At 54.8% G+C, this 26293-nt stretch carries 25 protein-coding genes; 13 read left to right on the plus strand and 12 right to left on the minus strand.

Annotated elements, in window-relative coordinates:
• From ACN0XM_RS00005 to ACN0XM_RS00025, 5 genes are all read right to left on the minus strand, one after another.
• On the minus strand, positions 1-285 hold a 285-nt coding region (locus ACN0XM_RS00005; RefSeq protein ID WP_417564861.1), incomplete at its 3' end, for a hypothetical protein.
• 380 nt (positions 286-665) lie between these two features.
• Positions 666-932 carry a hypothetical protein gene (locus ACN0XM_RS00010; RefSeq protein ID WP_417564862.1) on the minus strand — a complete coding sequence of 89 codons (267 nt, stop codon included), beginning with the start codon at positions 930-932 and terminating at the stop codon, positions 666-668.
• Positions 929-1258: a hypothetical protein gene (locus ACN0XM_RS00015; protein WP_417564863.1), complete on the minus strand. Its 330-nt coding sequence runs from the start codon at positions 1256-1258 to the stop codon at positions 929-931. The genes ACN0XM_RS00010 and ACN0XM_RS00015 overlap by 4 nt, the downstream gene beginning before the upstream one ends.
• Complete coding sequence (locus ACN0XM_RS00020) at positions 1255-1569, minus strand: hypothetical protein (RefSeq protein WP_417564864.1); 315 nt, start codon at positions 1567-1569, stop codon at positions 1255-1257. Before ACN0XM_RS00020 ends, ACN0XM_RS00015 begins: the two co-directional genes overlap by 4 nt.
• A complete protein-coding gene (locus ACN0XM_RS00025; protein WP_041646358.1) occupies positions 1566-1769 on the minus strand; it encodes a hypothetical protein in 204 nt (67 codons plus the stop codon). The genes ACN0XM_RS00020 and ACN0XM_RS00025 overlap by 4 nt, the downstream gene beginning before the upstream one ends.
• A 550-nt stretch (positions 1770-2319) precedes the next feature.
• Between ACN0XM_RS00025 and ACN0XM_RS00030 the strand changes: the two genes are divergently transcribed.
• The 11 genes from ACN0XM_RS00030 (at position 2320) to ACN0XM_RS00080 (ending at position 15679) form a co-directional block, all read left to right on the plus strand.
• Entirely contained in the window at positions 2320-4047 is a 1728-nt protein-coding gene (locus ACN0XM_RS00030) for an AIPR family protein (protein ID WP_417564865.1), read from the plus strand.
• 51 nt (positions 4048-4098) lie between these two features.
• Positions 4099-4341, plus strand: a complete 243-nt coding sequence (locus ACN0XM_RS00035; protein WP_417565496.1) for a S24 family peptidase — start codon at positions 4099-4101, stop codon at positions 4339-4341.
• Positions 4338-5156, plus strand: a complete 819-nt coding sequence (locus ACN0XM_RS00040) for an AbiJ-NTD4 domain-containing protein (protein ID WP_417564866.1) — start codon at positions 4338-4340, stop codon at positions 5154-5156. Before ACN0XM_RS00035 ends, ACN0XM_RS00040 begins: the two co-directional genes overlap by 4 nt.
• A gap of 740 nt (positions 5157-5896) precedes the next feature.
• On the plus strand, positions 5897-6187 hold the full coding sequence (locus tag ACN0XM_RS00045) for a type II toxin-antitoxin system Phd/YefM family antitoxin (RefSeq protein ID WP_417564867.1): 291 nt from the start codon (positions 5897-5899) through the stop codon (positions 6185-6187).
• Positions 6132-6395 carry a type II toxin-antitoxin system RelE family toxin gene (locus ACN0XM_RS00050; protein ID WP_417564868.1) on the plus strand — a complete coding sequence of 88 codons (264 nt, stop codon included), beginning with the start codon at positions 6132-6134 and terminating at the stop codon, positions 6393-6395. Before ACN0XM_RS00045 ends, ACN0XM_RS00050 begins: the two co-directional genes overlap by 56 nt.
• A 24-nt stretch (positions 6396-6419) precedes the next feature.
• The gene (locus ACN0XM_RS00055) at positions 6420-6692 is read left to right on the plus strand and encodes a hypothetical protein (protein ID WP_417564869.1); all 273 of its coding nucleotides are present in this window, start codon (positions 6420-6422) and stop codon (positions 6690-6692) included.
• Between the two features lie 381 nt (positions 6693-7073).
• The gene (locus ACN0XM_RS00060) at positions 7074-7814 is read left to right on the plus strand and encodes a choice-of-anchor N protein (RefSeq protein WP_417564870.1); all 741 of its coding nucleotides are present in this window, start codon (positions 7074-7076) and stop codon (positions 7812-7814) included.
• 341 nt (positions 7815-8155) lie between these two features.
• Entirely contained in the window at positions 8156-9493 is a 1338-nt protein-coding gene (aupA, locus tag ACN0XM_RS00065) for an alkane uptake protein AupA (RefSeq protein WP_417564871.1), read from the plus strand.
• 13 nt (positions 9494-9506) lie between these two features.
• Positions 9507-12734 carry an Ig-like domain-containing protein gene (locus ACN0XM_RS00070; protein ID WP_417564872.1) on the plus strand — a complete coding sequence of 1076 codons (3228 nt, stop codon included), beginning with the start codon at positions 9507-9509 and terminating at the stop codon, positions 12732-12734.
• Positions 12735-12894: 160 nt separating this feature from the next.
• Positions 12895-15189: a molybdopterin-dependent oxidoreductase gene (locus ACN0XM_RS00075; RefSeq protein ID WP_417564873.1), complete on the plus strand. Its 2295-nt coding sequence runs from the start codon at positions 12895-12897 to the stop codon at positions 15187-15189.
• A 19-nt stretch (positions 15190-15208) separates the two neighbouring features.
• Positions 15209-15679 carry a DUF2489 domain-containing protein gene (locus tag ACN0XM_RS00080; RefSeq protein WP_417564874.1) on the plus strand — a complete coding sequence of 157 codons (471 nt, stop codon included), beginning with the start codon at positions 15209-15211 and terminating at the stop codon, positions 15677-15679.
• Positions 15680-16019: 340 nt separating this feature from the next.
• Here the strand turns inward: ACN0XM_RS00080 and ACN0XM_RS00085 are convergent, their stop codons facing one another.
• The 3 genes from ACN0XM_RS00085 to ACN0XM_RS00095 form a co-directional block, all read right to left on the minus strand.
• Positions 16020-17384, minus strand: a complete 1365-nt coding sequence (locus tag ACN0XM_RS00085) for an HDOD domain-containing protein (protein ID WP_417564875.1) — start codon at positions 17382-17384, stop codon at positions 16020-16022.
• A gap of 151 nt (positions 17385-17535) precedes the next feature.
• Entirely contained in the window at positions 17536-19611 is a 2076-nt protein-coding gene (gene recG / locus ACN0XM_RS00090; RefSeq protein ID WP_417564876.1) for an ATP-dependent DNA helicase RecG, read from the minus strand.
• Positions 19612-19619: 8 nt separating this feature from the next.
• Positions 19620-20579: a hydrogen peroxide-inducible genes activator gene (locus tag ACN0XM_RS00095; protein WP_417564877.1), complete on the minus strand. Its 960-nt coding sequence runs from the start codon at positions 20577-20579 to the stop codon at positions 19620-19622.
• A 76-nt stretch (positions 20580-20655) separates the two neighbouring features.
• Between ACN0XM_RS00095 and ACN0XM_RS00100 the strand changes: the two genes are divergently transcribed.
• Entirely contained in the window at positions 20656-21522 is an 867-nt protein-coding gene (locus ACN0XM_RS00100) for an NAD-dependent epimerase/dehydratase family protein (RefSeq protein WP_417564878.1), read from the plus strand.
• A 66-nt stretch (positions 21523-21588) separates the two neighbouring features.
• Here ACN0XM_RS00100 and ACN0XM_RS00105 read toward each other — a convergent pair whose 3' ends face one another.
• The 4 genes from ACN0XM_RS00105 to gmk all read right to left on the minus strand — a co-directional run bounded on the left by ACN0XM_RS00105 (position 21589) and on the right by gmk (position 25300).
• Positions 21589-21975, minus strand: coding sequence for a RidA family protein (locus ACN0XM_RS00105; protein WP_099617706.1), 387 nt, complete (start codon positions 21973-21975; stop codon positions 21589-21591).
• Between the two features lie 78 nt (positions 21976-22053).
• Positions 22054-24195, minus strand: a complete 2142-nt coding sequence (locus ACN0XM_RS00110) for a RelA/SpoT family protein (protein WP_417564879.1) — start codon at positions 24193-24195, stop codon at positions 22054-22056.
• Positions 24196-24368: 173 nt separating this feature from the next.
• Positions 24369-24581 (minus strand): DNA-directed RNA polymerase subunit omega, encoded by a 213-nt coding sequence (gene rpoZ / locus ACN0XM_RS00115; protein ID WP_417564880.1) that lies wholly within the window; start codon positions 24579-24581, stop codon positions 24369-24371.
• A gap of 86 nt (positions 24582-24667) precedes the next feature.
• Entirely contained in the window at positions 24668-25300 is a 633-nt protein-coding gene (gmk, locus tag ACN0XM_RS00120; RefSeq protein ID WP_417564881.1) for a guanylate kinase, read from the minus strand.
• A 173-nt stretch (positions 25301-25473) separates the two neighbouring features.
• Between gmk and ACN0XM_RS00125 the strand changes: the two genes are divergently transcribed.
• Positions 25474-26292, plus strand: a complete 819-nt coding sequence (locus ACN0XM_RS00125) for an RluA family pseudouridine synthase (protein WP_417564882.1) — start codon at positions 25474-25476, stop codon at positions 26290-26292.
• Position 26293 lies beyond the last annotated feature (1 nt).

A 26293-nucleotide genomic window follows, 5' to 3' on the forward strand; every position in this document is an offset into this window, starting at 1 on the left:
CTTCAAGGGTTCCTGGGGTTTGAACTCCAGGGCCTTGAAGGTGATCTTGCCGCCCTGCCCGGCTTTCATCTGGGCCTTGACGGTGAACATGGCCGGGAGATTGCCGGCGTGGTTGCGCAGTTGGTCGATGTGCTTCCAGTCGCAGGCGATTTTCATGACTTCGTTGCCGACGCGGTTGTCGTCATCAGCCTCTGCTGGTGAGTAGGCCCACAGGGAACCGCCCCGGTTGCCGTCGATGTCGTAGCGGGTGGCGCCGATGATCATGAGGTTCAGGTAGTTTTCCATTGCGTGTGTCCTCTGGTTTTGGTTTCGGGTGTTACTGTTGCTGGTTGTCCGGCTGGGCCGGGGTTTAAATTTCGAATCTGATTTCGGTTACTGCTTTTCCTGGTATTGATGGTGGAAAGGGTTTGAATTGGGTGTTGCGACCCCTTCGGGGCGGGCTCTACTCGCTGCGCTCCTGGCCACTAAGGTGGCCACCCTTACGGGTAACGATCCCTGTCGCCTGCCGCGCTCCGCTTGCCTCCTGTGCTCATGGTTCGGAATCAAGGGGCGGCCGTCCTCCCCCGACATCCTCACCACTCTTCGTGCGCACTGTGGACCAGCCAGAGCCCGCCACAAGGCCAGGGGGCCTGCGGCCCTGGCGCTGCGCGCCAGCCTTGCAGCGATCACTGCCCGGCCCCCTTTTCGTGCGCGAGTGGTGACGATGACGGGGGCGGACTCGAAGGCTTTTCAGGGTGTTGGTCCTGAGTGCCAAAGGTCGGGCAGCCAGCCTCGACCCAGGCGCGCAGGACGGAACCGCCGAGGGTCCACAGGTCGGTGCCGCGTTGGATGGCTTCCTGTTGGAGTTGCAGGTAGATGGAGGATGGAGTGCAGACGTAGAAACGGCGTTCTTTGTCTTCCACCTGGTCCTGCCTTGGGGGGATGGTGCTCATGGTTGGGTCTCCGTGACGTTGGGAAGATCCAGGTGGCCACAGTCCCAGGCGTCCCGCAGCCGGATAAGGCGATCGAACGCCGGGCTGTGATGGCCGCTGGCTTCCAGTTCGTGGATCAGGGCGTCGGTGAAGCCGGCTTTGCAGCGGGCCATGTAGTCGCACGGGTAGTCGGTCCGCACGTCCTGCAGGTGGCTTAACTGGTGCAGGAGATTGTCAAAAAGGCCTTCCAGAGCCTGGACAGTGAGCGCAGAGGACGGACGAGGGCCCTGGAAGGCGAAACTGGCCGCGTTGATGGCTTTGCTGGCCTCGTGCCGGTGGTGTCTCATGCGGCGGCCCTCAGTGCGGTGCAGGCCTGCCCTATTGCCCAGGCTTCGAAATCCACCACGGTGTGCTGCAGCGTGAAGCGGGACAGGGCGTTGACGCAGTCCATGGTGTAGTTATAAAGATCGTCGTCCAGGCCGCTGAAGGCGGCAGCCATGCCCAAGAGCTTGGTGACGCTATCGCAGTACAGTTCCCATTGGCCGCTCTTGTAGAAGTCGAGAGCGCCTGTCACGACCACACGGATTTCCTGGAACTTCTGCTCGAGAAGGTCCGGGGCGATCAGGCAGGGAAAATGGTTGTGAATATCCCAAGTCATTGCCAGTCCTCCTGGTCCAAGGCCTGCTGAGACAGGGCGGCGATGTTGACCATGCGCACCCGGCCGATCTTGAGTGAAGGCAGATGTCCTTTTTCGATCTGGCCCCTTACCTGCCCTTCTGTTAAGCCCGTGAGCTGGGCGTAGCGGTCCTGGGTCATGACAGGGGTTGCGATCAGAATGATTTGCTTTTGCTCGTCCACTGTTTTGCACTCTGCTACACTGTTTTACACGGGTACGACGTATTTATACCGTCGTATTATTTACCATCATAATAGACGTCGTACTATTTACCAGTATATTTTACCTATGATCAGAGATAGGCTTATAGAGCTTTTTAATGTTTTGGAGGTCTCCTCACGCGACATGGAGAAGGCCACTGGCATTGATCGAAACAAGTGGTCGAACATCAGAGGTGGGAAACAAAGAGCGAACGAGGAACACATAGAGGCTGTGTGTGAAGTTTACCCACAATTCGCGCTCTGGATCGTTAGCGGCAGAACCATTCCGGAGGCTGGGCAGATCAGCCCAGAGATGGAAAAGGCACGGAAAGAGAACAGCCTGAAAACAGGATAGGTTTCAGCCTGGCGGCAAGAATCGCCAGTTCCTGGTATGGAGACCGACAAGGGGAATCAAAAAAACAACAGGGATAGCCCTCGTAATATGTGGTGGGGGCTTCAGGCGAAGAATTAAAGCTTTCCGAACAGTTGGCAAATCAAAGCCAGCCTTTCTTTAAATAAAAAAGAGGTAGCAATGAGCTTACAGCTAAGACAAATCGAGAACTATTTGGAAGAAAATTTTTTTCCAAATATAGACATCAGTGACCTCGACTTAAAAAAGGAAAGCGAACCAGATTTAAAAAACAAGAAAACAACTCGATCATTAGCTGCTATCTCAGTAAACATGATGTCCGAAAGCACCATAAAAGATGCATGCGTATCGGTAACCGATGGATTCAAAGATAACGGACTCGATGCAATTTATTATGCTGAGCAAGAAAAGTGCCTATACGTAATACAGTCTAAATATAATACTGACGGCAACGGCAGCATTGACACCGGCGATACAAGAAAGTTCATTGGAGGCGTAAAAAAACTTATAAAACCAGATTTCTCTTCTTTCAACGAAAAAATACAGAAAAGAAAAGAAGAGATCACTCAAAACTTGCTGGATCCACAGAATCGTTTTCACTTGATCATAGTTCACTCTGGAAAGGATAAAATTTCAAAGGATTGCGAAGAAATAGTGAATGAATTCTTGGACAGCAACAATGAGATTGCTGACCAGTTCCACTTCACAGAAATAAATCTCAAAGATATCCACAAATATGTAAGTAGTGGTGCGTTAGCAAAACCAATTGATCATGAGGCTGCAATTCACAACTGGTCCTTCATCAAAGGACCACTTCGCTCTGTCTACGGACAAATTGCAGGGAGCGATCTGGCAAGCTGGTACGATAGTTCGGGCCCACACCTTTTTGCTCCTAACATTCGCGTCTACCTAGGAAATACAGAAGTAAACGAAGGCATAACTGAAACCGTAAATGAATCTCCAGATATGTTCTGGTATTACAACAACGGAATAACAGCTCTATGTTCGAAAGTGACAAAGAAACCTCTTGGCGGCGATTCAAGAGAAGTTGGCTATTTTAACTGCGACAATATAAGAATTGTCAACGGCGCACAAACGGTAGGAACGCTTTACTCACTTAAGAGCAGAAAAAACGAAAATTTAGAAAAGACCCGAGTATGGATTAGAATAATAGAAATTGATCCTGAATCCTTCAATGAGAATGAAGAAGACAGCGTTTCTAAGAAGATAACTCAGAGTACAAACACTCAGAACAAAATCGAAAAGCGAGATTTCGTATCGTTGGATCCTGAGCAGAAAAGGATTCACGATGAGCTTGCATTGAACAAAATAAATTATGTTTACAAAGCGGGAGAAACCTCCGGCGATAACACCAGCAGCTTTGACTTACCACAAGCCACAATCGCAAGGGCGTGCTCTCAAAACGACATATATTACGCCGTTCAAGCAAAACGTGAAATAAGTAAGCTATGGGACGACATCCAGAAACCCCCTTATAAGCTATTATTTAATGGGGGAGTAAAGTCCATGGACATCCTTAAAGAAGTTGAAGTTTTGAAGTCAGTAGACACCTTCATTTCACAATATAGATCGGAGTTAAGCGCTCGAGATGAACTCCTGATCACCCATGGAAACAGATTTTTACTTCACTGCGTAATGCAATACCTTCATGAAGAAATAAAAAAAGAAGTACCAAACAAAGAAGTTATAAACGAAGCATGTGAATTATTTTTCGTAGAACTTGGTGAAGTCATAGAAGACCTGCACCCGAGCTCCTATTTAGGTAGTTTATTCAAGAACACCTCCAAATGCAGAGAAATCAAGACTGAAATACTGAAAAGAATGAAAATGGATTCCGAATTCAAACCATTAAAGACTGCCGAAGATTAAAACTGTCTATTAAAAGGTGGGTTGGAAGGGGGAGAGAATTGTGTGGAGCCAATGATCGCTGACAACGGGACCGTAATAGTAGATACGAGTCATCAGACGTTGAGGAAAGGGAACATTTGTGTCATTCGAAATGGAGACCACTTAATAGTTAAGCGAATCCAGAAGATTTGGAATGATAGGGCCAGCTTTTCAGCGATAAGAAAGGGTATCCTCTTCATGAGATTCCTAGTGAAGCCCTTGAAGCCTCAAGGTGATAGGGAAAGCCGTACGAGTCGAAGAGGATTTATAGTATGAAATTTAGCGAACGCCAAGGTTTTTCAACGCCAAGGGAAACCTTCCAATTAAAAAATATAGACCGAGCGTTAAAAAATTCCATATGGAACATTTTAAACCTTCACGTACTTGGACCGAATCAATTTAAAAACAGAACTCAAACTGAAAAATATCTGGTCAAATCGTTTTACGTTTTTCTGTGGAAAGATTTTTTCAAAGAACCAATCGACAACATGAGTGGAGTACTTGATATAGAATTCCTAGACATGAAGGATCGGTTCTATAAATTATCATGGTACGAAATATACGACCTAGTAGAATTCATAGCCGCACACCACCATAGTGACGTTTTTTCTGAGCAGATTAATAGTGTTCTTAAATCAGAAAAATCTGGGTACAGGTTAGTAGATGAAAAAATAGTTCCCATAACCAACGAAATAGAGATAGGGTCAATTGAAAAAGTGGTCTCTCAAGACAAATATTCTGGCTGTTCTGCCCATATAAAAAGAGCAATGGAACTCTATGCAGACAGAAAAAGCCCCGACTATAGAAACTCTATAAAAGAGTCAATATCCGCCATCGAAAGCATAACCAGAGAAATAACCTTAGACAGAAAGGGAGGAATAAACAACGCTTTAACAGAGCTTGAAAAAAAAGGGGTTATACATAAAGCACTTAAAAGTAGCCTATCGTCACTTTATGGATATACGAGTGATGAGAATGGTATTAGACATGCAATTTTAGAAGAGCCTAGAGTCTCAGAGTCAGATGCAAAGTTTATGCTTATCACATGCTCAGCATTCGCTAACTATATAATTGAAAAAATAGCAAGATAGAAGCACACGGAAACCGAAACCGGGACAGATTTATTTCCGGAAATTGGCGCCAGACCTCTCCCTGACCAGTCACACCACTATGCAGGTGTCGCGCTTGCGAGGCATCCTTGCCGGCGGTGAGCCCTGGTCGTCCTAACCGATTGACTCAGGCTCTATTGTGGCAGCCCCTGTAAGTGGGTATAGAGCAGAAATCCCAACAACGTGTACGAGATCGCCTAATCTCGACGGATACGAGAAAAGGCAGTGCCTAATCAAGATGTATGGCAAGCCTTACAGCAGTAGTAACAGCCGTTAGAGCGTGGATAGATCTTCTTTGCTTCCAGAACGGCCCCGCGACAGTTGTCGAAAAGGCCCAGAGAATGGCAGTTATGAGCGGCAGGCATGTAGGAACAACCAGTAGTGTGAATCTCGTGATCTCCATTCGCCTGTGAGTTTTTATTTACATAGTATCGATTTGCCATAAGACGCCTCCTGCGTATTTTTTGTACACATCCAGCAAAGACCATTAATCAGTATTTAGCAAGCGGCTTTTATCACTCACAGCGTTGCCCTGCACACCAAAAACCAACCTCTTTCCATAGGTCTAAAAATAGATCTTTTTTTAGACCTTATTGAGGACTATAATTGCGAGAGGTGCCTAAAGAATGAGAAACGCCCTAGGTGAGAGGCCATATGCGTGAAGGCCGGTGATGAGAGGGCTATGACTGAATGAGTAACGGCACGACTGGGGAGAGGAAACGATGAGAAGCCTTTTTGCGAGGCTTGCGGCCACCATTTCGGAGCTGAAAGCTAATCCGAATGAGGTGCTCAACCAGGCTAATGGCGAACCGATTGTGATCCTGAGTCACAACAAGCCCAGAGCCTATATGGTGCCTGTCGAGACATTCGAACAGATGCAAGAGCAGCTCGAGGATTACCGGCTTCTGCAGGAGGCTCGCAAGCGTATGGATGACGAATCAATACCGGTGAGCATCAATGAGCTACGAGCTGCAATTCAAGAAAAAAGCGCTCAAGGAGTGGAACAAACTTAGCCCTTCTATCCAGGCGGAGTTCCTTAACGTTCTGGAGCGACGCCTGGAAAACCCCAGAGTCCCGAAGCACAGCCTTCGCGGTGATCCTGACCTGTACAAGATCAAGCTTAGATCCGCTGGTTACCGACTGGTCTACCATGTCGATGATGGCGTGGTTGTGGTGACGGTCATTGCTGTTGGTCGCAGGGATACGATATACAAGGCTTAGCTGGGGTAGCAAAGGAGTAGGTCGATGGACGATTTCAAGGAAAGAACGATTATTGAGCAAGGCAGGATGTCGTTCCACGAAAACGATGGAAAGCTCATCAATCCATTCGAACCAAACACCAAAGAATATAACTGGTTTGAGAGAGGATGGACCCAGGCGTTAAAGCGCCACAGAGGGCCGATGCCGGGAGAGCCAGGTAGTCAGCCATTTACCAGTTCCGGCCCCTCATTTCGTGGTGGGAGCATGGCCGAAAAGTACAAGAACATGCGTGACTGGTCACGATCTGAAGACGACTAATCGGTGTCAACGATGTGTCAACTAGCGAGCGGCTTTGTGTGGCTTGCTGTGGGCCTCGATTTTCGTAGGTTATTGAATTTCCGTTTATTGTGGTTTTCTGTGGTGTAGAATATTCTACATCAAGGCTCTCATAATCCCTTGGTCGCAGGTTCGAGTCCTGCTGGGCCCACCATTTTCGAATATCGTTACTCGTCATCAAAACTATGACTGCTGTCGGAAAGTTTTACACACAGCGCCTACCAAAAGACCACACTCCAAGGCCAGCCCATTGAAACTTCTTTACTTCTGGTTTCTGGTCGTGCTTTTGCATGTTATTCACTGAACGCCTGCCATGAATTGGTTGGCATATGCATCATGTGAAAATTTGAGAGGATTGTCGCTATGAAAACGAACACTTTAGCGGCCTTGGTTACAGGGATGTTAGGAGCGAGCTCTGTGCTTGCCGTACCTACACTGCAACTGGATATTGATGGCGGCACCTATGTCGGCGGCACAGAAGAGAGTACTGTGACTACGACTTCATCATTTGACCTATGGGCCTTGGGTAAGACAACTGAAGTAGATATTGCTAATGATTATTACCTTTCGATCGCGCTTCTGCCCCAGTCCCAAAATATCGGCGATCCGGCTAACCTTGGCAACGTCACCGTAAATGGCATCGCGCTTTCCACCCTGCTTGGCGACTCCGAATATGGCACCCCACCCGTCGAATCAGTCTCTAATGGCGGAGAGCTTGGTCCACACGGAATCTACGATACCTACTATTATCAACTGGCCTTCAGTTTTAATGGTTTGCCCACAATTCCCTCATACAATACTCAGGACGGCTCTGCTGGACCTGCTGGAGAGGAGTTGTACAAGCAGGTATTTCAGATTGACGCATCATCACTGGCAGCGGGTTACGGTCTTCACTTTGACCTCTACACTTACGGCGAAACTAACGGCAACAGGACGGCGATCACCGACTTCGCTCCCTTTTCCCACGATGCCGCTTACTGCATCGAACGGAATTGTGAGCCAGTGGATGTATCTGAACCTTCAACTCTGGCGCTGTTTGGCATTGGTCTGATGGGGCTTGTTGCGCTTAGGCGGCGGGCAAAAAATATCGCAATATCAAGTTAATTGACGCCTGAAGGCTTACATTTAGCAAAGGTCCCTCAATTGGGACCTTTGCTTTTGAATACGCTCCCTGATAGTTCGTTTAGCCGTCCCCTCCCTTCGTCTGAGCTCCGGTGCGACTGGTCCACTTAGCACGATATAAGCTGAATACCTTTCCCCCAATTACAGGCGATTGCGCCTTCTCTCCTGCAATGCTGGTTCTATAGACGTTGCTTGATGTCAAAAAAGCCAACGTCCTGAAAAGACAAGCCACATACACTATGCCCCGTACCCACACACCAGCCGTGTCAGAAATGCCAGCTCACGGCACGAGTATAAAAACAACGAAGTAACGGAGCGTATCAATGGCTTTTTCCTCCCGGTTTCGCACCAGGGCAGTGTCCCTCGCAATTGCAGCAGCCCCCTTGGGCCTCCCATTCTCAGTCCACGCCAGCATGGGCAACCTCGGGACCACCTATGGCGTCATGCCGGTAGACGTAGCGACGGCGCAGTCACTGTCCATGTTCAACGATCAGGTGTCCGCAACTTACTACAACCCCGCCTACCTCACCAAAGACGAGCGGGGCGAGCTGACAGCCGGCATCCTGCACGCCGAACAGGAGCTGCGATCAGCCAACCCCAACGCCAATGGCGATGTACTCTCCAGCTCGCCAAGCCAGCATGTGCTGATCGGTATGAAGACCAATCTGGGGTCACTCACTCGGTTCAAGCATCCGATTTACCTCGGTTTTATTGCCGGTGTCGAAAAATACGGAAAGGAAATGTTGGCGTTCGATTCCCAGACCACTGAGAATGGCCAATTCCTTCAATATGGCAAGGAACCGTTGTTCCTGAACATCGGTGGCGCAACTCCGATCTGGAGGGGAATTTCAGCTGGCGTATCGGTCCGGGTAACACTTGATGCCACGGCGAATCTTGATGCTGTCTCCACTCTGGGCGGCGAAACCAGTCGCGAGCGACTTTCCGTCAGCGCTGAACCTTCGCTGAAGACCATCCTGGGAACCACCATTGACTTGGGCAACACCTTCTGTCCGGAGAGCGATTGTTTCCTTCAGCACTGGGAAACAGCGGTTACGTACCGCACCAAATCCTCCGCCTCAACGACCGTGGACTCAAACATTATTGTGACTCAGACCATCCCGGACCCGGGCTTGAGTCTTGCTGTCTCCACCATCGACTCTTTCCAGCCGGAGACCTTTGGCTTAGGCGTCCAGTATAGCGGCGACCGCTGGCGCGCTGGCGGTAGTATCGAACAGCAGAACTGGTCAGAACTTGAACAGGAGTTCACCGGCGACACCATTAAAAATCAGGGCTCCGTGGTGGCAGGCAGCCGAATCCAGTTTGACGACATCCTGATTCCACGGATCGGCGCCGAATACGCGCTCAACAAAAACTTCTCCCTGCGTGCCGGCCTTGCCTATGAAGAGTCGCCACTCAAATCCACCCATAACCCCGAGATCAACTACCTCGACACCGACAAGATTGTCGTCGGCCTGGGCTTGAGTGCCACCTATAACCGCACTCGGCTTCTGGCTCACCCGGTACGCCTGGATGTTGGCTATCAATATCAGCAATTGCAGGAGCGGGATTTCACGCTGGTGGATCATGACGGCAATGAAACCGACGTAACTGCCGACGGCGACGTTCATGTTATCAGCGGCTCCATAACCCTGAAGTTCTGAGGAGAGGTCAGCCATGAAGTACAACCAGACACTGGCATTAATTCCTGCCCTGTTGCTGGCCGCCTGTGGTGGCAGCGAACAGACCATGAATGAAAAGGCCTCTCCTGGCGCGGTGGTCTATTCCTACCCCGCAGACGGGCAGATGGGCGTCAGCCCCAACGCTGACATTGTCCTGCGTTTCAGCCATGCCCTGACAGGCGAGGATGCAGACCTTCAAACCAAAATCCGGCTTGAATCGGAGGGCCAGTCCCTGCCGTTTTCGGTCACCCGGATTGACGGCGGGAAAAGCCTGAAACTGTCTCCGTCCTCGAAGTTTGGGAACCTCGGGACCTACACCGTCACGTTCACCGAGCCGTTGGCGGCCGAAGACGGCCGGCAGATCGGCACGCCCAATGCGGTGGGCGATGCCGGAATCCAGTTTGAAACCCGAGGCAGTTTCTCAGGTGCGGCTGGCACAGCCAACTCTGTTGACAGTTTTGGAATTGCCTGGCGGGTTCCGGCAAACGGCACTCCGTTCGAAACCATGAACTTTTCCACCTTCCGCCTGGCCATGACCAATCCCGTCCACCCGAAATGGAGAACCCTCGGTGGATCAATCCAACTTCTGGATGGGAACGACGAGGTGGTCCCGGCGATTATCCTGGTAAAAGGAAACCGGATAACAGTAGACCCCTGCCTGGTCCAGGAGCCCCGGGAATGCGGCAGCAAGGACGACGTTCTGGACACCAACCAGAACTACACCCTACGGATTGAAAATCTGCCCAGCCTCACGAAAATGGATGCCGGCCGATTCAGCGAAGAGATCACCTTCTCTCCCCGCGAAACGGGCCCCACGGTCGTATTGCAGCAATCAGCCGTTGATTCAGGCCTGACCGCAGGAACCACGGAAGAAAACGCAACCCGATCAGTTTTGAATGGTCAGATCATCAACGGGGTCACCCTCAATTCCGTGCTTCAGGGTGAGGCCGGGCCGTCCCAACAGACCGGAGATCTGTTTGCCGAGCTTGCTTTTGCTCCCGCTTTCAAAGCCGATGAAGCGCTGCCATTACGCATAGCCCGTGGCAGCGTACTGAACAGCACCAGCCTGGAGGTTCTGGTAGGCGGCAAGGTTCCCGTTCTGGATGCGGCCACTGGCGAGCTCCAGACTACCGGCAACATCAAGGTCACCATGCTGTCAGACGCCTCCGGTTATCTGAGCCCGAACCCCTATACCGATAACCTCAACGCGCCCAGGCACATCACCCTGTTTATGGATGTTTCCATGAACACAGAAAATGCCCAGCCCAATGCGGCACTGTCACAGGATCTGATGGGAGTTGAACTACGAGGCATCGCCCTGGTTCGGGACGGGGTTCTGACCATTGATGCCATTGGCATGGTGGAGCCGAACCTTCTGGGGCAGGAGTACACCGACTCAACCATCGCATTCCATCTTCAAGCGGCTACCGACGCCGACTCAGTACTCGATGCTGAGATGCTTCGCCGGCTGGACAGTAAAGCGCCAAGCCTTGTGAGCTGGATGCCAGGCCCCGAAAACGCAACGCCGAACACACGCCAATCCATGCAGCGCCCCGGGGACCCGGTCATTCTGTTCTTTGATGAGCCCCTGGCCTCCGATTCGGTCAAAGCTGGCGTTTCACTGTACGCTGATGGTGTTTCTGTGAACGCCCTTGAAACACGACTCGACGGCACGGCGGTCATCCTGAACCCGGAAGATGGCCTGCGCCATGGCGTTGAATACGAGGTGGTGATCGACGGGCTGACCGACCTCGCCGGCAATCCCGCCGCCACTGCTCCCCTCCAGTTTTCTCTGGATGATATTGGTGGCTCGTCTGTGACCAGACGCCCTGCCCTTGCGCTGACAACCTACCCGGGCTTCCCCTGTGAGACAGACCACAGCCTTCTGGACCTCTCTGCCGGTATACTGGGACAGTGCTATTCGGATGGGGGTATCGGTGATGTACTGCCGGTCAGCACGATGCCGTCAGATCGGCCCATTACTGTGGTCTTTTCAAAGTCCATGGATCTGGATTCCATCATTAGCGGCGACACCTTCACCGTGGAAAAGGTAAGCCAGGCCCCAAACGGCTCCATCACAGTGCTGGAAAGCGAGGTTCCCGGTCGGCTTGAGAAAAGCCTCCAACGGATCCGCTTCTTCCCGGATCAGCCCTGGGAGGCCGGCGCCCACTATCGCTACACCCTGAAATCGTCGGAAGACGCCGGTACCTGCGCTACCGGCGCCTACACCTCGATTTGCGATTCCGATGGCCTGGCCCTCAAAACGGACCTGCTTGAAGGATTGAATGACGGTGGTAGCAACAATGGGCCGGACCATATGGTGATTTACTTCACCGGAACCGTGCCACTCGAGAGCGTTTTCACGCCTCTGCGGAACCTGCCCGTTCGCGACACCAACGCCAACTTCCTGGTGGACTGCAGCACCAACACCAACCCGGACTGTTTAGAGCCTTTCACCCATGAGGGTAGTGATAATGATGGATGGGCGGCTTCGGCAAACTCCACCAAGCTGAGGGTCCGAAACAACCTGGCGTCTGCATCACCGCCCGCCATCGTGGCCAGTAATGCTGATGCCCGTGTGGGTTGTGAGACGAGCGACCGGTGCCCGAAAAACAAATTCATCTATCAGACCTATGCCCTTAATACGGAGGTGCTGGGTCCCGGCATCTATAAGCCGACGGGCGATGAAGGGATCCTGGTGAACCTGTATCCAACGCAACTTGCAGCCACATCGATAAGCGTATTCACAGAGCTTCGGGTGTTCGGTTTCATCCCACTGCAGGAGGAGTCCATCACCAACACCCAGATTCTTCGTATGCGCTACGCCAAAGATGACCCGGCCTGTTCGGGGCCGGCGTGCAGCCGTTCCGGCCTGATTCCCGGTGTTATTACCAAGGGGGACAACGGACAGCCCGTTTTCAAGACCCGTGCCGAATTGATGCTCGATGCGCCCGATATGGAAATCCCGCTGGGCGGCTCCCACGATCTCTACGGACGGGAATTCGTGCTCGAACTCGAGGGCAATATCACCTTCTTCGACGACGGCCGGATGCAGATTGAGCAACGCAACTCGAACCTGGTCGACATCAATGTCCGAGCGCGGGCCCTGGGAGTCCCCGGTGGTGAAATTATGACGTTGGATCTGCCCCTGCAAATCCCCGAACAGGGGGTCTACCTCAACTTCATTTCCAACCCGGTGAAGGAGATCCCTGCAGAGGAATAGACATCACCTGATGTCGCCGAATCAAAGGGCCAGCCAGCAGGCTGGCCCTCTTTCCCTGCAGACTCCGTTCGTTATTTCGCCCTGACCATCATTTCCTGCTAATCTGGTTGCACAATGAAACCTCAATAGCACAACAACAAATTGCCAGGAGAGCGCTTTCATGGAAAACGGCACCCACTACCGCACCTGCCACTTATGCGAGGCCATGTGCGGTGTCGCAATCGAAATGAAAGACGGTTGTATTGTCTCCATCAGGGGTGATGAAGATGACCCGCTCAGCCGTGGGCACATTTGCCCCAAGGCGATCGCACTGAAAGATCTCCACGAGGACCCTGACCGCCTGAGGAAGCCAATCCGAAAGACTGCGACTGGCTGGCAGGAGATGGACTGGGACGAGGCGTTTGATCTGGTGGCCGACAAGCTGCATCAAACCCGCCAGAAGCATGGCCGGAACAGCATCGGCGTATATCTTGGCAACCCCAATGTCCACAACCACGGATCCCTCGTGGCGACCATGCCATTCTTACGGGCGATCGGAAGCCAGAACCGGTTCTCGGCAACGTCCAACGATCAGCTGCCCCACATGCTGGCCAGCCTTGAGATGTTCGGACACCAGGTCTTGTTTCCGATTCCGGACATCGATCACACCGATCTGTTTATCTGCATCGGCGCCAATCCGATGGCATCCAACGGCAGCCTGATGACCGTGCCCGATTTCAGGGGCCGGCTCAAAGCCCTGAAACAACGGGGTGGAAAAATGATTGTGGTGGACCCCCGCCGAACAGAAACCGGGAAGTTGGCGGACGAATTTCATTTTATCCGGCCAGGTAGCGATGCCCTGCTGCTGATGGCCATGGTGCATACACTGTTCGAAGAGCGCCTGGTGGACCCGGGACCTGCCGAGCGACTGGTGAAGGATGTTGACCTGCTGCGATTGGCTTCCCTAGCCTTCACACCAGATGCGGTGAGCAGCCACACCGGCATCGCCGCAGAGGATACCCGGGCACTCGCCCGACAGCTGGCCACGACTCGGAAAGCTGCACTGTACACCCGCATGGGCACCAGCACGCAACGCTTTGGCGGCGTCGCCACCTGGCTTGCCTATTGCCTCAACATCCTTACCGGCAAACTGGATGTGCCCGGGGGTGTTCTGTTCACCCATCCGGCCATCGATCTGGTTGAGCTAGGTGCCCTGGCCGGCCAGAAGGGCCACTTTGGCAAACGCCACAGCCGCGTGAAGGGATTACCGGAATTTTCCGGAGAATACCCCGCCAGTACCATGGCCGAAGAAATCCTCACACCGGGTGAAGGGCAGATCCGCTCGTTTGTAACTGTCGCAGGCAACCCGGTGCTTTCGAGCCCGAACGGGCGCCGCCTTGACGAGGCTCTGGGCAGCCTGAACTTCATGGTCTCGGTGGATTATTACCTGAACGAAACCACGTGCCACGCCGACGTCATTCTGCCCCCGACTGCGGCCCTTGAGCGCAGTCATTACGACCTGATTTTCAATATGTTGGCCGTGCGGAATGTCGCCAAATACTCCGAGCCATTGTTTAAAGCTGGCCCCGATACCCGCCATGACTGGCAGATCATGTTAGAACTGGCTCACCGCCTGGAAAAGCGAAAAAAAGGCGGACGACTTCCCTTGCGTGCCGAACTGGGCTGGCGCACGCTCAAACAGATCGGCCCGGATCCGATTCTGGATCTGTTGCTCCGTGCCGGGCCCTATGGCGCAGACGTGGGAAGAGCACGCGGATTGCTGCAGCCCGCGGTTGATCTGATCATGGATATCCTGCCGCAACGCCATCCACTCAGAGGGCTGGCAAAACTCAGTCCGCTGAACCGCCTCTGGCAAGCGCTGCCCAAGGGCCTGTCCCTGAATACGCTGAAGGAAACCCCCAACGGTGTTGATCTCGGGCCGCTCCAGCCTTCGCTTCCAGACCGACTCTTTACCCTTGATGGCCGGATCAATCTGGCGCCAAGGCGATACCTGGACGATCTGGGCCGACTCCATGATCTTCTGAAAACTCCCGCTGACAGTAACCTGCAGCTGATTGGCAGGCGTCATGTCCGGAGCAACAATTCCTGGATGCACAACAGCCGGCGGCTGGTAAAAGGTAAAGACCGCTGCACCCTGATGATTCATCCCAAGGATGCCAGCCGCTTGGGACTGCAGGCCGCCGGCGCGGCCGCTATCAGTGCCGACGGCCGCCAGATTGTGTTGCCAGTGGAAATCACCGAAGACGTGATGCCCGGCGTCGTTTCAATCCCCCACGGCTGGGGCCATGACAGAGAAGGAACCGGCCAGTCAGTGGCGACAGCCCATGCCGGCGCGAGTATTAACGATGTGCTCAGCGACGGTGACATTGATCCACTCTCTGGCACATCCGTATTGAACGGTCAGTCCGTTACTGTCAAAGTCTGGCGTCCCGAGCGACAAAGAAAACGGGCCTGATTCATAAAAGGAGTTGATAATGCCCCAGTGGCTGCAATGGAGTCTGATCATCGCCGGCGGCATCGCTATCGTTCTGATGCTGGTGTTCATCCGCAGGCAGGTGGGCTTGCTTTCGGAAAACCGCAAACGACGGGCCAAAACCGAAGCGTTTCAGGCAAACCGCAGAAAAGACATGATACACAGTGTTCACGTCATTGCGATGGCGGTTGAAGAGGATCAGATCGAATATTCCGAGGCCTGCCTACGGCTCAAGGGCCTACTGGACCATATTGCACCAGAACTGCTGGAGCGGTCCCCGTTCAGGGTATTTCAGGAAGTGCATGATCAGCTGCAGCACATGCCCACCCATCGAGCTCGGCAGGCCACTGAGGCCAAGTTTGTCGCAAAGATGGACAAGGAACGCTTTGGAGTCGAGCAAAAACATGCCGACGAAATACGCCGGGCAGCAACCGCTCTCAGACATCATCGGTTTTCGCCTGACACCCCTTAAACTCTTAAGACCACAACTGGTCAGACCTTATTTTTGTTACATTTTGTAAACGCCTCACTGGACGCCGCCACATTTTAGCTCATTAAATCAATCTCTTATGAAACCATCGAAAACTGACGGCGGGCCCATTGATTTAAAGCGTAAACCGTTGACTTTTCTTTTCTCCGACAGGGTCTAGATTGAAAGCAGGGCGGACTCCATCATCTTGCGGACATCTGTGAAGGAAGCCGCCTCACGTTGTTTACTCCTGATAAGTTTGGACGACACTGCAACAAGCAGGTGAGCTTGCCGGCCTTAGGGCCGGCTTTTTTTGAGGGCAATTCCCGAGAAGGCCGACCTGTTACTGGCTCATCATGCCAGCCATGGCCATTACGCTGTCTTTACTGTTGACCAACTCATCAAACTGCCCCTCCACCTGTTCACGGTCAAGGCCCAGGTCATCGTAGAACGACTGACTGATTGCCTCTCCGGCACCCAGTGCCACGCCCCGGGCGGTTAATAACTGGCGCCCCAGCCACAACAACCTGGCGTAGATGTTATGGGCGCCATCGTAGGCCGGATTTTTCTGGTAACGGATTGCCAGGGTGACCTCGTCCGGCATCCCCCAATTCTCCATAAGCTGTGCCGCAATCTGTTCCCGGGTAATGCCCAGCAGGTAATGCTCCGTTACCGAGGAATCAATATCCGGATTCACTTCCAGGGAGCGACAGACTAGCTTGAAATGTGGCGGAAACACCTGGGCCAGAACCAGATGGCCGAAGTTGTGCAGCAAGCCCGCCAGATAGGCGAGCCCGAATACCGGCCGCTCCCCCCGGGGCATCATACTTGCCAGAATGCCCGCAGATTGTGCCTGCCAGATCGCCTGCTGCCAGTAATCCACATAGCCGTCCGGATGATCCTGAGGCTGCCTCAATGCCCGGCCGAGCGAAAGCCCCATGGCCAGGTTCATCACCAGATCAAACCCGAGAACCCGGGAAACCGCATCGTGAACGGATTTCACTTGCCCTGCAGCGGCATAGAATGAGGAGGAAGCCCAACTGACAACCTGGGCGGCAAGACTGGGATCACTTTCAACGATGTCTACCAGATCGCCCATCACAGCATTGGGATTGACCCTCAGATGGATAATCCGCTGGGCAGTTTCCGGCAACGGCGGCAGTTCCAGAGTATCTTCCAGGCGCTGCTGAATTCTCTGGCCGGTAAACTTCTTGATGGCGGAATGCAGCTGATCCCGGTCCCTGCCATGGTCATCAAGATTCACGGATATGGACTCCGGGTCCACCGCAAAAAAGCAACGCTCCGCCTTGGCTGTCAGCACCCGGAAATCCTCCGCAGGCATCACCATTGCCAGGCTCTGCTCGCCCAATTCCAGCGCCACGGCCGACAGCTCATCCACGCGCGGGTCGACAATGGTCGGCCAGCCGGTTAGCGATGGCAGTGCCGGCAGCGCCTTGAGCCCGGCCCGCTTCCGAACCTGCACCTGCTCCCGGCGTTTCATCAATCGGAGATCACGGCCAAGCTGCTTGTTCAGCTGCTCCAGATCAATCAGATCGTCCCTGCGGCAAATTACCTGGAGGTTTCCCTGGCCGTCACTGAGAAGTACCATACGCAGCAGTTCCTTCTGACTGGCCTGGCCCACGTCCCTGAGGGACACCCCCGCAGCGGAATCGCCCAGGGCCTGCTGAACCGCGACAGGTAATTCCATAAAGTTCTCCCGAATGTTGCTGTCTTTCGTCTGATAATCCGAGTTCGAAAATGACCTTTAAATTAGTATAGGGCAAGGAGATTGCCCTGATGTTGATTAAACTCCATTTTCCGAATGCTTCCATACGCCCTGGACTACGGAATGGACGCCTCTAAACGTCGCCAAAGCGGATTTTCTCGCCAAGCCACCGGCGAACCAGCGCCTGAACAATGTCTGGATGGGCCATGAGGCCCGGCGCTATTTCCCGCACCGGCTCGATCCAGCCTTTGTCGCGCTCAAAATCCGCAAGGCGAAACTGCATCATACCGGTCTGGCGCGTACCCAACACCTCGCCCGGGCCGCGAATCTCCAGATCTTTCTCAGCAATAAAAAAGCCATCCTGACTGTCCCGCAGTGCCTGCAGCCTGGCCTTACCATTAGCGGACAGCGGCGGATGATACATCAGCACACAAAAACTGGCTTGTTCGCCCCGACCAACGCGGCCGCGGAGCTGATGCAGCTGGGCCAGGCCCAGGCGCTCAGGGTTTTCAATGATAATCAAAGAAGCATTGGGAACGTCGACACCAACTTCAATCACCGTAGTGGCCACCAGCAAATCAAGTTCATCGACCTTGAACTGCTCCATAACCGAAGCCTTATCCTGGGCCTTGAGCCGGCCATGGACCAGGCCCACCCGGAGATCCGGGAGTCGCTCGGCCAATTCCTGTGCAGTTACTTCTGCAGCCTGGCACTGCAACGCCTCCGACTCCTCGATCAGAGTACACACCCAGTACGCCTGGCGACCTTCACGGCAGGCACCCTGTACTCGCTCAATTACGTCTTCGCGCCGACTGTCAGGAATCACAATGGTTTCAATCGGTTTTCGCCCCGGCGGCAGCTCATCTATAACCGACGTATCCAGATCCGCATAAGCGCTCATGGCCAGGGTCCGGGGAATGGGGGTTGCCGTCATGATCAACTGATGGGGTGCCAACGCCCCGCCCACGCCTTTCTCGCGCAGCGCCAGCCGCTGGTGAACGCCAAACCGGTGTTGCTCATCCACGATCACCAGGGCGAGCCGGTGAAACTCAACCTCATTCTGGAACAGGGCATGGGTTCCGATCACCACCCCGGCCTGACCAGACCGGACAGCTTCCAACACCTCCTGTCGCGCCTTGCCTTTAACTTTGCCGGACAGCCAGGCAAGCCGGATGCCCAATGGCTCCAGCCATGCCCGGAAATTCTGGAAATGCTGTTCCGCCAGGATTTCAGTGGGGGCCATAAGGGCAACCTGGGTGCCAGCGCCAATGGCCTGCAGGGCCGCCAGCGCTGCCACGACGGTTTTCCCGGATCCCACGTCACCCTGGACGAGCCTGAGCATCGGCAAGGGCTGACTGAGATCCTGCCGGATATCGGCAAGCACATGGCGCTGGGCGTCAGTGAGTGAAAACGGCAGGGATTCGGTGAAACGTTCCGGAAGATCTCCCGTTGGCAGAAGCGGCAATGCCTCCCGGGCCTGGATCTGCTCCCGCACCTGAAGCAGACTCAACTGATGTGCCAGCAATTCCTCCATCACCAGTCTCTGCTGCGCCGGATGGCGACCTTCCAACAACAGGTGCACCGGCGCGTTGGCAGGGGGAGAGTGCACTAGTTGGACGGCCTCGGTAATACTCGGTAGCTGATATTCCGTCAAGAGCCCGTGCGGCAGCCAGTCCCGAATCGGGAACCGCTGCAGATAGCCTAGAGCCTGCTGGCAGAGGGAACGTACCCGGGGCTGCTGAATCCCCTCAGTCAGAGGATAAACCGGAGTCAGCGTTGCCTCGCCTCCCGCCGGCATGGGGGCCGGATTGACCTGGTACTCCGGGTGATAAAACTCATAGCCTGCCCGTCCTGGCCGGACCTCCCCAAAGCATCGAACCCGCGCGCCTTCGTTCAGTTGGTTTTTCTGGGCAGCATTGAAATGAAAGAAGCGCATGACCAGAAAGCCGCTGCTGTCCCGGAGGGTTACCTGCAGGCTTCGCCTGCGCCCCATAATCAGGTCGGCTTTCATCACCTGCCCTTCGACCACCGCCACATCGCCGATTCTCAGGTTACCCATCGGCACAATACGGGTCCGGTCCTCGTAGCGGTGCGGGAGGTGGAACAACAGGTCTTGCAGGGTGGCGATCCCCAGCTTGGCAAGCTTCTCTGCCAGGGCACTCCCTACGCCCTTGAGCTGGGTGACCGGAATGTCATCCAGTGACGTCATAGCAGGTCTCAGGCGCTTTCGGCAACGACGGGGGTGTCAGTTTTCGCCTTCTCGATAACCCGGCACTGGCTTGCCGCCAGCGACAGTACATCAATGGCCTTGGGCCGTGGAAAAGTGACCCGCCATGCCAGGGCAACGGTCCGGAACGGCACCGGCGGCGCGAATGGGCGCACCGCAAGAATGTCTTCACGGTACTGCATTGCGGTTGCCGCAGAGAGTGGCAGCACGGTAATACCCAGCCCGGATGCGACCATGTGGCGAATCGTTTCCAGAGAACTGCCCTCGGTAACCAGCGAGGGGGAAGCGGCGTCTGCACGCCGGGTCACCGCATCAACCAGCGGCGGACAGGATTCCAGCACCTGATCCCGGAAACAGTGACCGGGACCCAGAAGCAACAGCTGTTCCTGGGCGAGTTCATCAGCGGTCAGCTGCTCCTTCTCAGCCAGTGGATGTCCGGCGGGCAGCAGCACCACAAAGGGCTCATCGTAAAGCGGCAGCGTCACAACTTCCGGCTCCTCAAACGGCAAGGCGATGATGATGGCATCCAGTTCAGAGTGTCGCAGTTTCTGACGCAAATTAGCGGTGTAATTCTCCTCGATATACAGCGGCATGTCTGGCGCTGCGCGGCGCAGTTCCGGCAGAAAATGAGGGAACAGGTAGGGGCCGATGGTGTAGATGGCGCCAACCTTCAGAGGCGAGTTGAGCTGGTTCTTGCCGTCCTGAGCCATGTCCTTGATCACGCCTACCTGGTCCAGCACACGCTGGGCCTGCTCGATAATGCGCTGGCCGGTTTCGGTAACACGAATGCTGCTTTTGCTGCGTTCGAACAACGGGATGCCGAGCTCATCTTCCAGTTTTTTCACAGCAACACTAAGTGTCGGCTGGCTTACATGGCAACGCTCCGCAGCCCGGCCAAAATGCCTTTCGCGGGCCAGCGTAACGACGTATCGTAACTCGGTGAGAGTCATGTTGAGCTCCGGTAAGATCTTTGCGGGTCGATGTTCCACTTATTTATGACGTAAAGCATAAGGATTGAAATTGTCTATGGCAATCACTGAAAGCATTACCCCGCCTGTAATTCTGGTTGCCGGCTGTGGCAAACTCGGTGGCGCCATCGCCAACCGACTGAAACACTCGGCAACCCTGTTCGGGCTTCGCCGGAACCCGGATCAGGTACCTGAAGGCGTGCGCGGCATCGGAGCGGACTTGACCCGGCCAGAAACCCTCAAGGGCAAGCTACCGGACAACCTGGACATCATCATCTACTGCCTGACTCCTTCAAGCTACGACCAGCAAGGTTACCGGGATGCTTACGTTACCGGCCTCGAAAACCTGCTCCGAGAGCTAGGCGACCACCCCCTGAAACACCTGTTCTTTGTCAGCAGCACCAGCGTTTATTCTCAGGACGACGACGGCTGGGTCGACGAATCCAGCCCCGCGAACCCGGCCCGATTCAGCGGCGAGCAGATTCTGGCGGGTGAGCAAACAGCGCTGGACAGTGGTCATCCGGCTACGATCATTCGGTTCAGTGGTATTTATGGCCCTTCCAGGCGACGTTTTCTTGAGGAAGTTCAGGAAGGCCGTATGAACCCGCAAGCACCAGCACCGTTCAGCAACCGGATCCATGAAGAAGATGCTGTGGAAGTTGCCGCTCATCTGGCTCAGCTTGCGCTTTCCGGAACGCCCCTGGAGCGCTGCTACATTGCCAGCGATTGCGAGCCGGTCCAGCTTGATGAGGTGGTGGACTGGGTGCGACGCCAGACGCCCTGCGCCGATCCCGTGCCGGATGCCCGCAAAGGCGGCCGGGCCGGCAGTAAACGCTGCAATAATGAAAGACTGCTAGCCACCGGATTCCGATTCCGGTACCCGGATTTCCGTGCCGGCTACCGGGCCATGATCAACAAAAGTTGACTCTTTAAAAACCGGAAAAGGCGGCCGAGGCCGCCCTTTCTGAAGAAGTCCGGTTTGCGCTGAACTTCAGCTCAGCACCATCACCGCTTCCATTTCGATGGGCACACCCTTTGGCAGGGCGGCCACGCCCACGGCTGCCCGGGCGGGGTACGGCTCCTGGAAATAGGTAGCCATGATCTCGTTTACCGTGGCAAAGTTTGCCAGGTCGGTCATATAGATATTGAGCTTCACAATATCCTTGAGCTCACCGCCACCCGCTTCACAGACGGCCTTGAGGTTATCAAACACCTGCCGGGTCTTGGCGGCAAAATCCCCGGCGACCACTTCCATGGTCTCCGGCACCAGTGGAATCTGGCCAGACAGGTATACCGTGTCTCCGGCTTTCACCGCCTGGGAGTAGGTACCAATAGCCTGGGGGGCCTTCTCGGTCTGAATTACGGATTTGTTGGTCATGACCCTTAGTTTCCTCTCTTCCAAAACGCTAATCGTCGCCCCTCTGCGGCGCGACTGTCAACCGGGCTTTGGTCTGGCTCAGTGCCGCACTCGGCTAATGTGGGTAATTGCCCGAATGTTGCGGATGCGCCGCATGACCCGGGCCAGATGCCGGCGCCCGTGGACATGCACCACCAGGCTGACGACACCAAAGCGGGCATTCTGCTCCTCCACATTGATGCGCTCGATATTACCATCAGTCATGGCCACGGCATTTGCCATCTCGGCAATCACACCGCGCTGACGCTCAAGCTCTACCCGCAGCTCCACAGAAAATTCGTCGGTAATGTCCTTGGCCCACTTGAGATGGGTCAGGCGGGCCCTGCCTTCGTCGTCTTCGGGCAAGCGAGAGCAGGTATCGGAATGAATCACCATACCTTTGCCGGAATCCATAACACCCACCACCGGATCACCGGGAATCGGCTTGCAACAGCTGGCAAACCGGACCAGCAGCCCCTCGGTACCCCGAATGGTCACCGGGCTGTGATTGCCACCCTCGATATCCCGAGGCCCCTCACCGGTGTCAGGCCCTTCGGCACCAATTACAAGCTGGCGGGCAACCAGATAGGCCATCCGATTGCCAAGGCCGATGTCACTGATCAGGTCTTCAAAACTGTTCACCTGATTGTGATTCACCACCGCCTGCTTCTGGGCATCGCTGATCTCCGCCAGCTTGGCACCAAAGCCCTTCAGCGACTTCTTCAACAGGGCCCGCCCCAGATCCAGTGATTCCGCCCGCTTCTGGCTCTTCAGAACATGCCGGATGCTGCTTCTTGCCTTGCCGGTAACCACGAAACTGAGCCAGGCCGGGTTGGGCCGGGCACCGGGTGCAGTAATGACTTCGACGGTCTGGCCGCTTTGCAGGGGTTGGCTCAGGGAGCCAAGATTACGGTTGATCCGGCAGGCCACGGTGGCATTACCGATATCGGTGTGGATCGCGTAGGCAAAATCCACCGGTGTCGCCCCGCTGGGCAGCTCCATGATGCGGCCCTTGGGCGTGAACACGTAAATCTCGTCCGGGAACAGGTCGACTTTCACATGCTCAATGAATTCCATGGAATCATCTGCCCGCTCCCGCATTTCCATCAGACCCTTCACCCAGCGATCGACCCTTGCCTGGTTCGCGCTGTTAACGCTGGTGGGCTCGCTTTTGTACATCCAGTGGGCCGCAATACCGTTATTGGCGATGTGTTCCATTTCCTCGGTGCGGATCTGGATTTCAATGTTCACGTGCATGCCGAACAGGGTCGTGTGGATGGACTGGTAGCCATTGGCCTTGGGCATGGCGATGTAGTCCTTGAACCGGCCCGGCAGGGGCTTGTACAGGCTATGCACGGCACCGAGGATGCGGTAACAGTCATCCTCGGTATCGGTGATAATCCGGAAGGCGTACACGTCCATGATTTCATGGAAGGATTTCTGTTTGAACTTCATCTTGTTGTAGATGCTGTTCAGGTGTTTTTCCCGGCCAAGAATCCGCCCGGGCAGGCCACGCTCTTCCAGCTTTTCCTGCAACTTGCCACGGATGTCCTCGATGATTTCCCGGTGACTGCCCCGAAGCTTATCCACCGCTTTGGAGATGTACTTCGATCGCATTGGATACAGGGAGGAGAAACCCAGATCCTCAAGCTCGGTGCAGATGGCGTGCATGCCAAGCCGGTTGGCGATCGGGGCATAGATATCGAGGGTTTCTGTAGCAATGCGCTGGCGTTTCTCATAGGGCATGGGGCCAAGGGTGCGCATGTTGTGCAGTCGGTCCGCCAGCTTGACCAGGATGACCCGTATATCCCGGGCCATTGCCAGAGTCATCTTCTGAAAATTCTCGGCCTGGGCCTCGGCCCGGGAACGGAATTCAATCTGGGTCAGCTTGCTGACGCCGTCCACCAGTTCGGCAACATCCTCACCGAACTGCTCCGACAGGGCATCCTTCGGGATACCAGTGTCTTCAATAACATCATGAAGCATCGCGGCCATCAGACTCTGATGGTCCAGTCTGAGATCGGCGAGGATGTGGGCAACGGCAAGGGGATGGGTGATATACCGGTCGCCGCTTTTGCGCATCTGGCCCTCATGGGCCTGCTCGGCATAATAGTAGGCCCGTCGCACCTGGTTGATGCGATTGGTATCCAGATAGGAGCTGAGCTCTCTCGTCAGCCCTTCAACCGTAGCCTCTGCAGACACCGCGCCTCCACAACTTCATGAAATTCAGGGACAAAAAAACCCGAATGCACGCATTCGGGTCCTTCCTTAGTCCTTCCAGCAACGTTCTATCACCACACTATAAATCCGTGGGGACAGATTTCAATGCTTCTCACCTGCAGATAGGTACTTATCACCCGATCTCCGCAACTAACTTACTCGTCGTCTTCTTCCTTGAGCAGATCACGAGAAATCAGACCTTCGGCAATTTCACGCAGAGCAATGACCGTCGGCTTATCATTTTCTTCCGGCACCATCGGCTCCGCACCTTTGGTCGCGAGCTGGCGGGCACGCTTGGTGGCCAGCATGACCAGCTGGAAGCGGTTATCAACGTGGTCCAGACAATCTTCAACGGTAACTCGTGCCATAAATTCCCCGACAAGTAAAATGACTGATTCAGCAGACCGCGTAGTTTACTGTGCCCGGCTCAATTTGTATACAGGAAAACCCCGCATCAGGCCAGGCCAGACAACCCCGACAAAAGCTTCTGGTGCCGTGATTGCTGCACTGCCATGCGCAGGCGCTGGGCCCGGACAATGGCCAGCAGATCCGCCAGGGCGGTATCAAAGTCGTCATTGACCACCAGAAAATCGAACTCGACCGCGTGGCGGCACTCTTCTTTGGCCTCTGCCAACCGGCGCTCCACGACCTCGGGCGCATCGGTACCACGGCCGACCAGTCGCTCGCGCAGCACTTCCGGCGACGGCGGTACAATGAAAATGCTGACGCACTCAGGAATCAGCCGTCGCACCTGACTGGCACCCTGCCAATCAATCTCCAAAATGACATCCTGCCCCCTCGCCAGCATCTCTCGCACCCAGACCTGGGAGGTGCCATAGTAGTTACCAAAGACATCCGCGTGCTCCAGAAAATCACCACGCCCAATCATGGCCTCGAACTCATCGCGGCTGACAAAGTGGTAGTTCACGCCGTTCCGCTCCCCGTCGCGCATGGCACGGGTGGTATGGGACACTGAGACGCCAAGCTTGTGGTCATTGCGGAGCATGCCCGCCACAAGGCTTGTCTTGCCGGCACCGGATGGCGCAGAAATTACGTACAGAGTACCCTGTTCGACTGCCTGACTCATAACCCGAGAACTCCAGATCTGGACGCGGCGGCCGCATATTCCGGCCGATAAAACCGGGAATTATACGGACTTTGGCAAAACACCGCACCCCGACAGCGCGCCGCCTGATACCATTTGCCTGATTTCCCTTTTTATCAACTGCCACATTCTATTTTTAACAACTGACACATCCTATGCGAACCACCATAGACATCACTCTTCAGGAACCCCGGAAAGCCGCTGACGCACTGAGTGAGGCATCGGAGCTCTCTCGCCAAAAGATCAAGGACGCGATGACGAAGGGCGCCTGCTGGTGGACGCACAAGGGCAAACAGTTGAGGTTGCGAAGGGCGACGAAAGAGCTCAGAGCCGGCGTGCGCCTGCAGCTGCACTATGATGAGAAGATACTGGCGAGAAAGCCCGACGACCCGGTTCTGCTGGAGGACAAAGGACGCTACACCGTTTGGTTCAAACCCCACGGCATGCTCGCCCAGGGCTCACAGTGGGGTGACCACTGCAGCCTGTTGAGGCTAGCAGAAATTCGCCTCGACCGGCCATGTCATCTTATCCACCGCCTCGACGCCGACGCCGCCGGGCTGATGCTGATCGCCCACGACCCGAAAGCCGCGGGCGCCCTCTCCCAGTGCTTTTCAGCCCGAACCATGACCAAACATTACCGAGCCAGAGTGACCGGAGTGACCAACATCCAGAATCAACTCGTGGACGCGCCGGTGGACGGCAAACTGGCAACCAGCCGGGTGACAACACTGAGTACCAGCGCGACCGACCAGACCTCCCTGGTACAAGTCAGCATTGAAACCGGACGAAAACACCAGATTCGCCGCCACCTGGCCGGCCTGGGGCACCCGATCGTCGGCGACCGCCTCTATGGACGACCCGCCCCGATTCCTTTGCAGCTACTGGCATTCTACCTGGAATTCGACTGCCCGCTGAGCAAGCATCGGGTCACTTTCAGGCTGCCTGACCAACTGGACAGCCTGAAACAGCCTTGAG

Origin of the sequence: Marinobacter sp. (assembly GCF_048269445.1) — a bacterium.
Lineage (GTDB): Bacteria > Pseudomonadota > Gammaproteobacteria > Pseudomonadales > Oleiphilaceae > Marinobacter.

What these genes read in the sequence shown, in the direction of transcription:
- ACN0XM_RS00010 (WP_417564862.1), bottom strand. Translation starts at nt 932, where the DNA reads ATGAGCACCATCCCCCCAAGGCAGGACCAGGTGGAAGACAAAGAACGC.
- ACN0XM_RS00015 (WP_417564863.1), bottom strand. Translation starts at nt 1,258, where the DNA reads ATGAGACACCACCGGCACGAGGCCAGCAAAGCCATCAACGCGGCCAGT.
- ACN0XM_RS00020 (WP_417564864.1), bottom strand. Translation starts at nt 1,569, where the DNA reads ATGACTTGGGATATTCACAACCATTTTCCCTGCCTGATCGCCCCGGAC.
- ACN0XM_RS00030 (WP_417564865.1), top strand. Translation starts at nt 2,320, where the DNA reads ATGAGCTTACAGCTAAGACAAATCGAGAACTATTTGGAAGAAAATTTT.
- ACN0XM_RS00035 (WP_417565496.1), top strand. Translation starts at nt 4,099, where the DNA reads ATGATCGCTGACAACGGGACCGTAATAGTAGATACGAGTCATCAGACG.
- ACN0XM_RS00040 (WP_417564866.1), top strand. Translation starts at nt 4,338, where the DNA reads ATGAAATTTAGCGAACGCCAAGGTTTTTCAACGCCAAGGGAAACCTTC.
- ACN0XM_RS00045 (WP_417564867.1), top strand. Translation starts at nt 5,897, where the DNA reads ATGAGAAGCCTTTTTGCGAGGCTTGCGGCCACCATTTCGGAGCTGAAA.
- ACN0XM_RS00050 (WP_417564868.1), top strand. Translation starts at nt 6,132, where the DNA reads ATGAGCTACGAGCTGCAATTCAAGAAAAAAGCGCTCAAGGAGTGGAAC.
- ACN0XM_RS00055 (WP_417564869.1), top strand. Translation starts at nt 6,420, where the DNA reads ATGGACGATTTCAAGGAAAGAACGATTATTGAGCAAGGCAGGATGTCG.
- ACN0XM_RS00060 (WP_417564870.1), top strand. Translation starts at nt 7,074, where the DNA reads ATGAAAACGAACACTTTAGCGGCCTTGGTTACAGGGATGTTAGGAGCG.
- aupA (WP_417564871.1), top strand. Translation starts at nt 8,156, where the DNA reads ATGGCTTTTTCCTCCCGGTTTCGCACCAGGGCAGTGTCCCTCGCAATT.
- ACN0XM_RS00070 (WP_417564872.1), top strand. Translation starts at nt 9,507, where the DNA reads ATGAAGTACAACCAGACACTGGCATTAATTCCTGCCCTGTTGCTGGCC.
- ACN0XM_RS00075 (WP_417564873.1), top strand. Translation starts at nt 12,895, where the DNA reads ATGGAAAACGGCACCCACTACCGCACCTGCCACTTATGCGAGGCCATG.
- ACN0XM_RS00080 (WP_417564874.1), top strand. Translation starts at nt 15,209, where the DNA reads ATGCCCCAGTGGCTGCAATGGAGTCTGATCATCGCCGGCGGCATCGCT.
- ACN0XM_RS00085 (WP_417564875.1), bottom strand. Translation starts at nt 17,384, where the DNA reads ATGGAATTACCTGTCGCGGTTCAGCAGGCCCTGGGCGATTCCGCTGCG.
- recG (WP_417564876.1), bottom strand. Translation starts at nt 19,611, where the DNA reads ATGACGTCACTGGATGACATTCCGGTCACCCAGCTCAAGGGCGTAGGG.
- ACN0XM_RS00095 (WP_417564877.1), bottom strand. Translation starts at nt 20,579, where the DNA reads ATGACTCTCACCGAGTTACGATACGTCGTTACGCTGGCCCGCGAAAGG.
- ACN0XM_RS00100 (WP_417564878.1), top strand. Translation starts at nt 20,656, where the DNA reads ATGGCAATCACTGAAAGCATTACCCCGCCTGTAATTCTGGTTGCCGGC.
- ACN0XM_RS00105 (WP_099617706.1), bottom strand. Translation starts at nt 21,975, where the DNA reads ATGACCAACAAATCCGTAATTCAGACCGAGAAGGCCCCCCAGGCTATT.
- rpoZ (WP_417564880.1), bottom strand. Translation starts at nt 24,581, where the DNA reads ATGGCACGAGTTACCGTTGAAGATTGTCTGGACCACGTTGATAACCGC.
- gmk (WP_417564881.1), bottom strand. Translation starts at nt 25,300, where the DNA reads ATGAGTCAGGCAGTCGAACAGGGTACTCTGTACGTAATTTCTGCGCCA.
- ACN0XM_RS00125 (WP_417564882.1), top strand. Translation starts at nt 25,474, where the DNA reads ATGCGAACCACCATAGACATCACTCTTCAGGAACCCCGGAAAGCCGCT.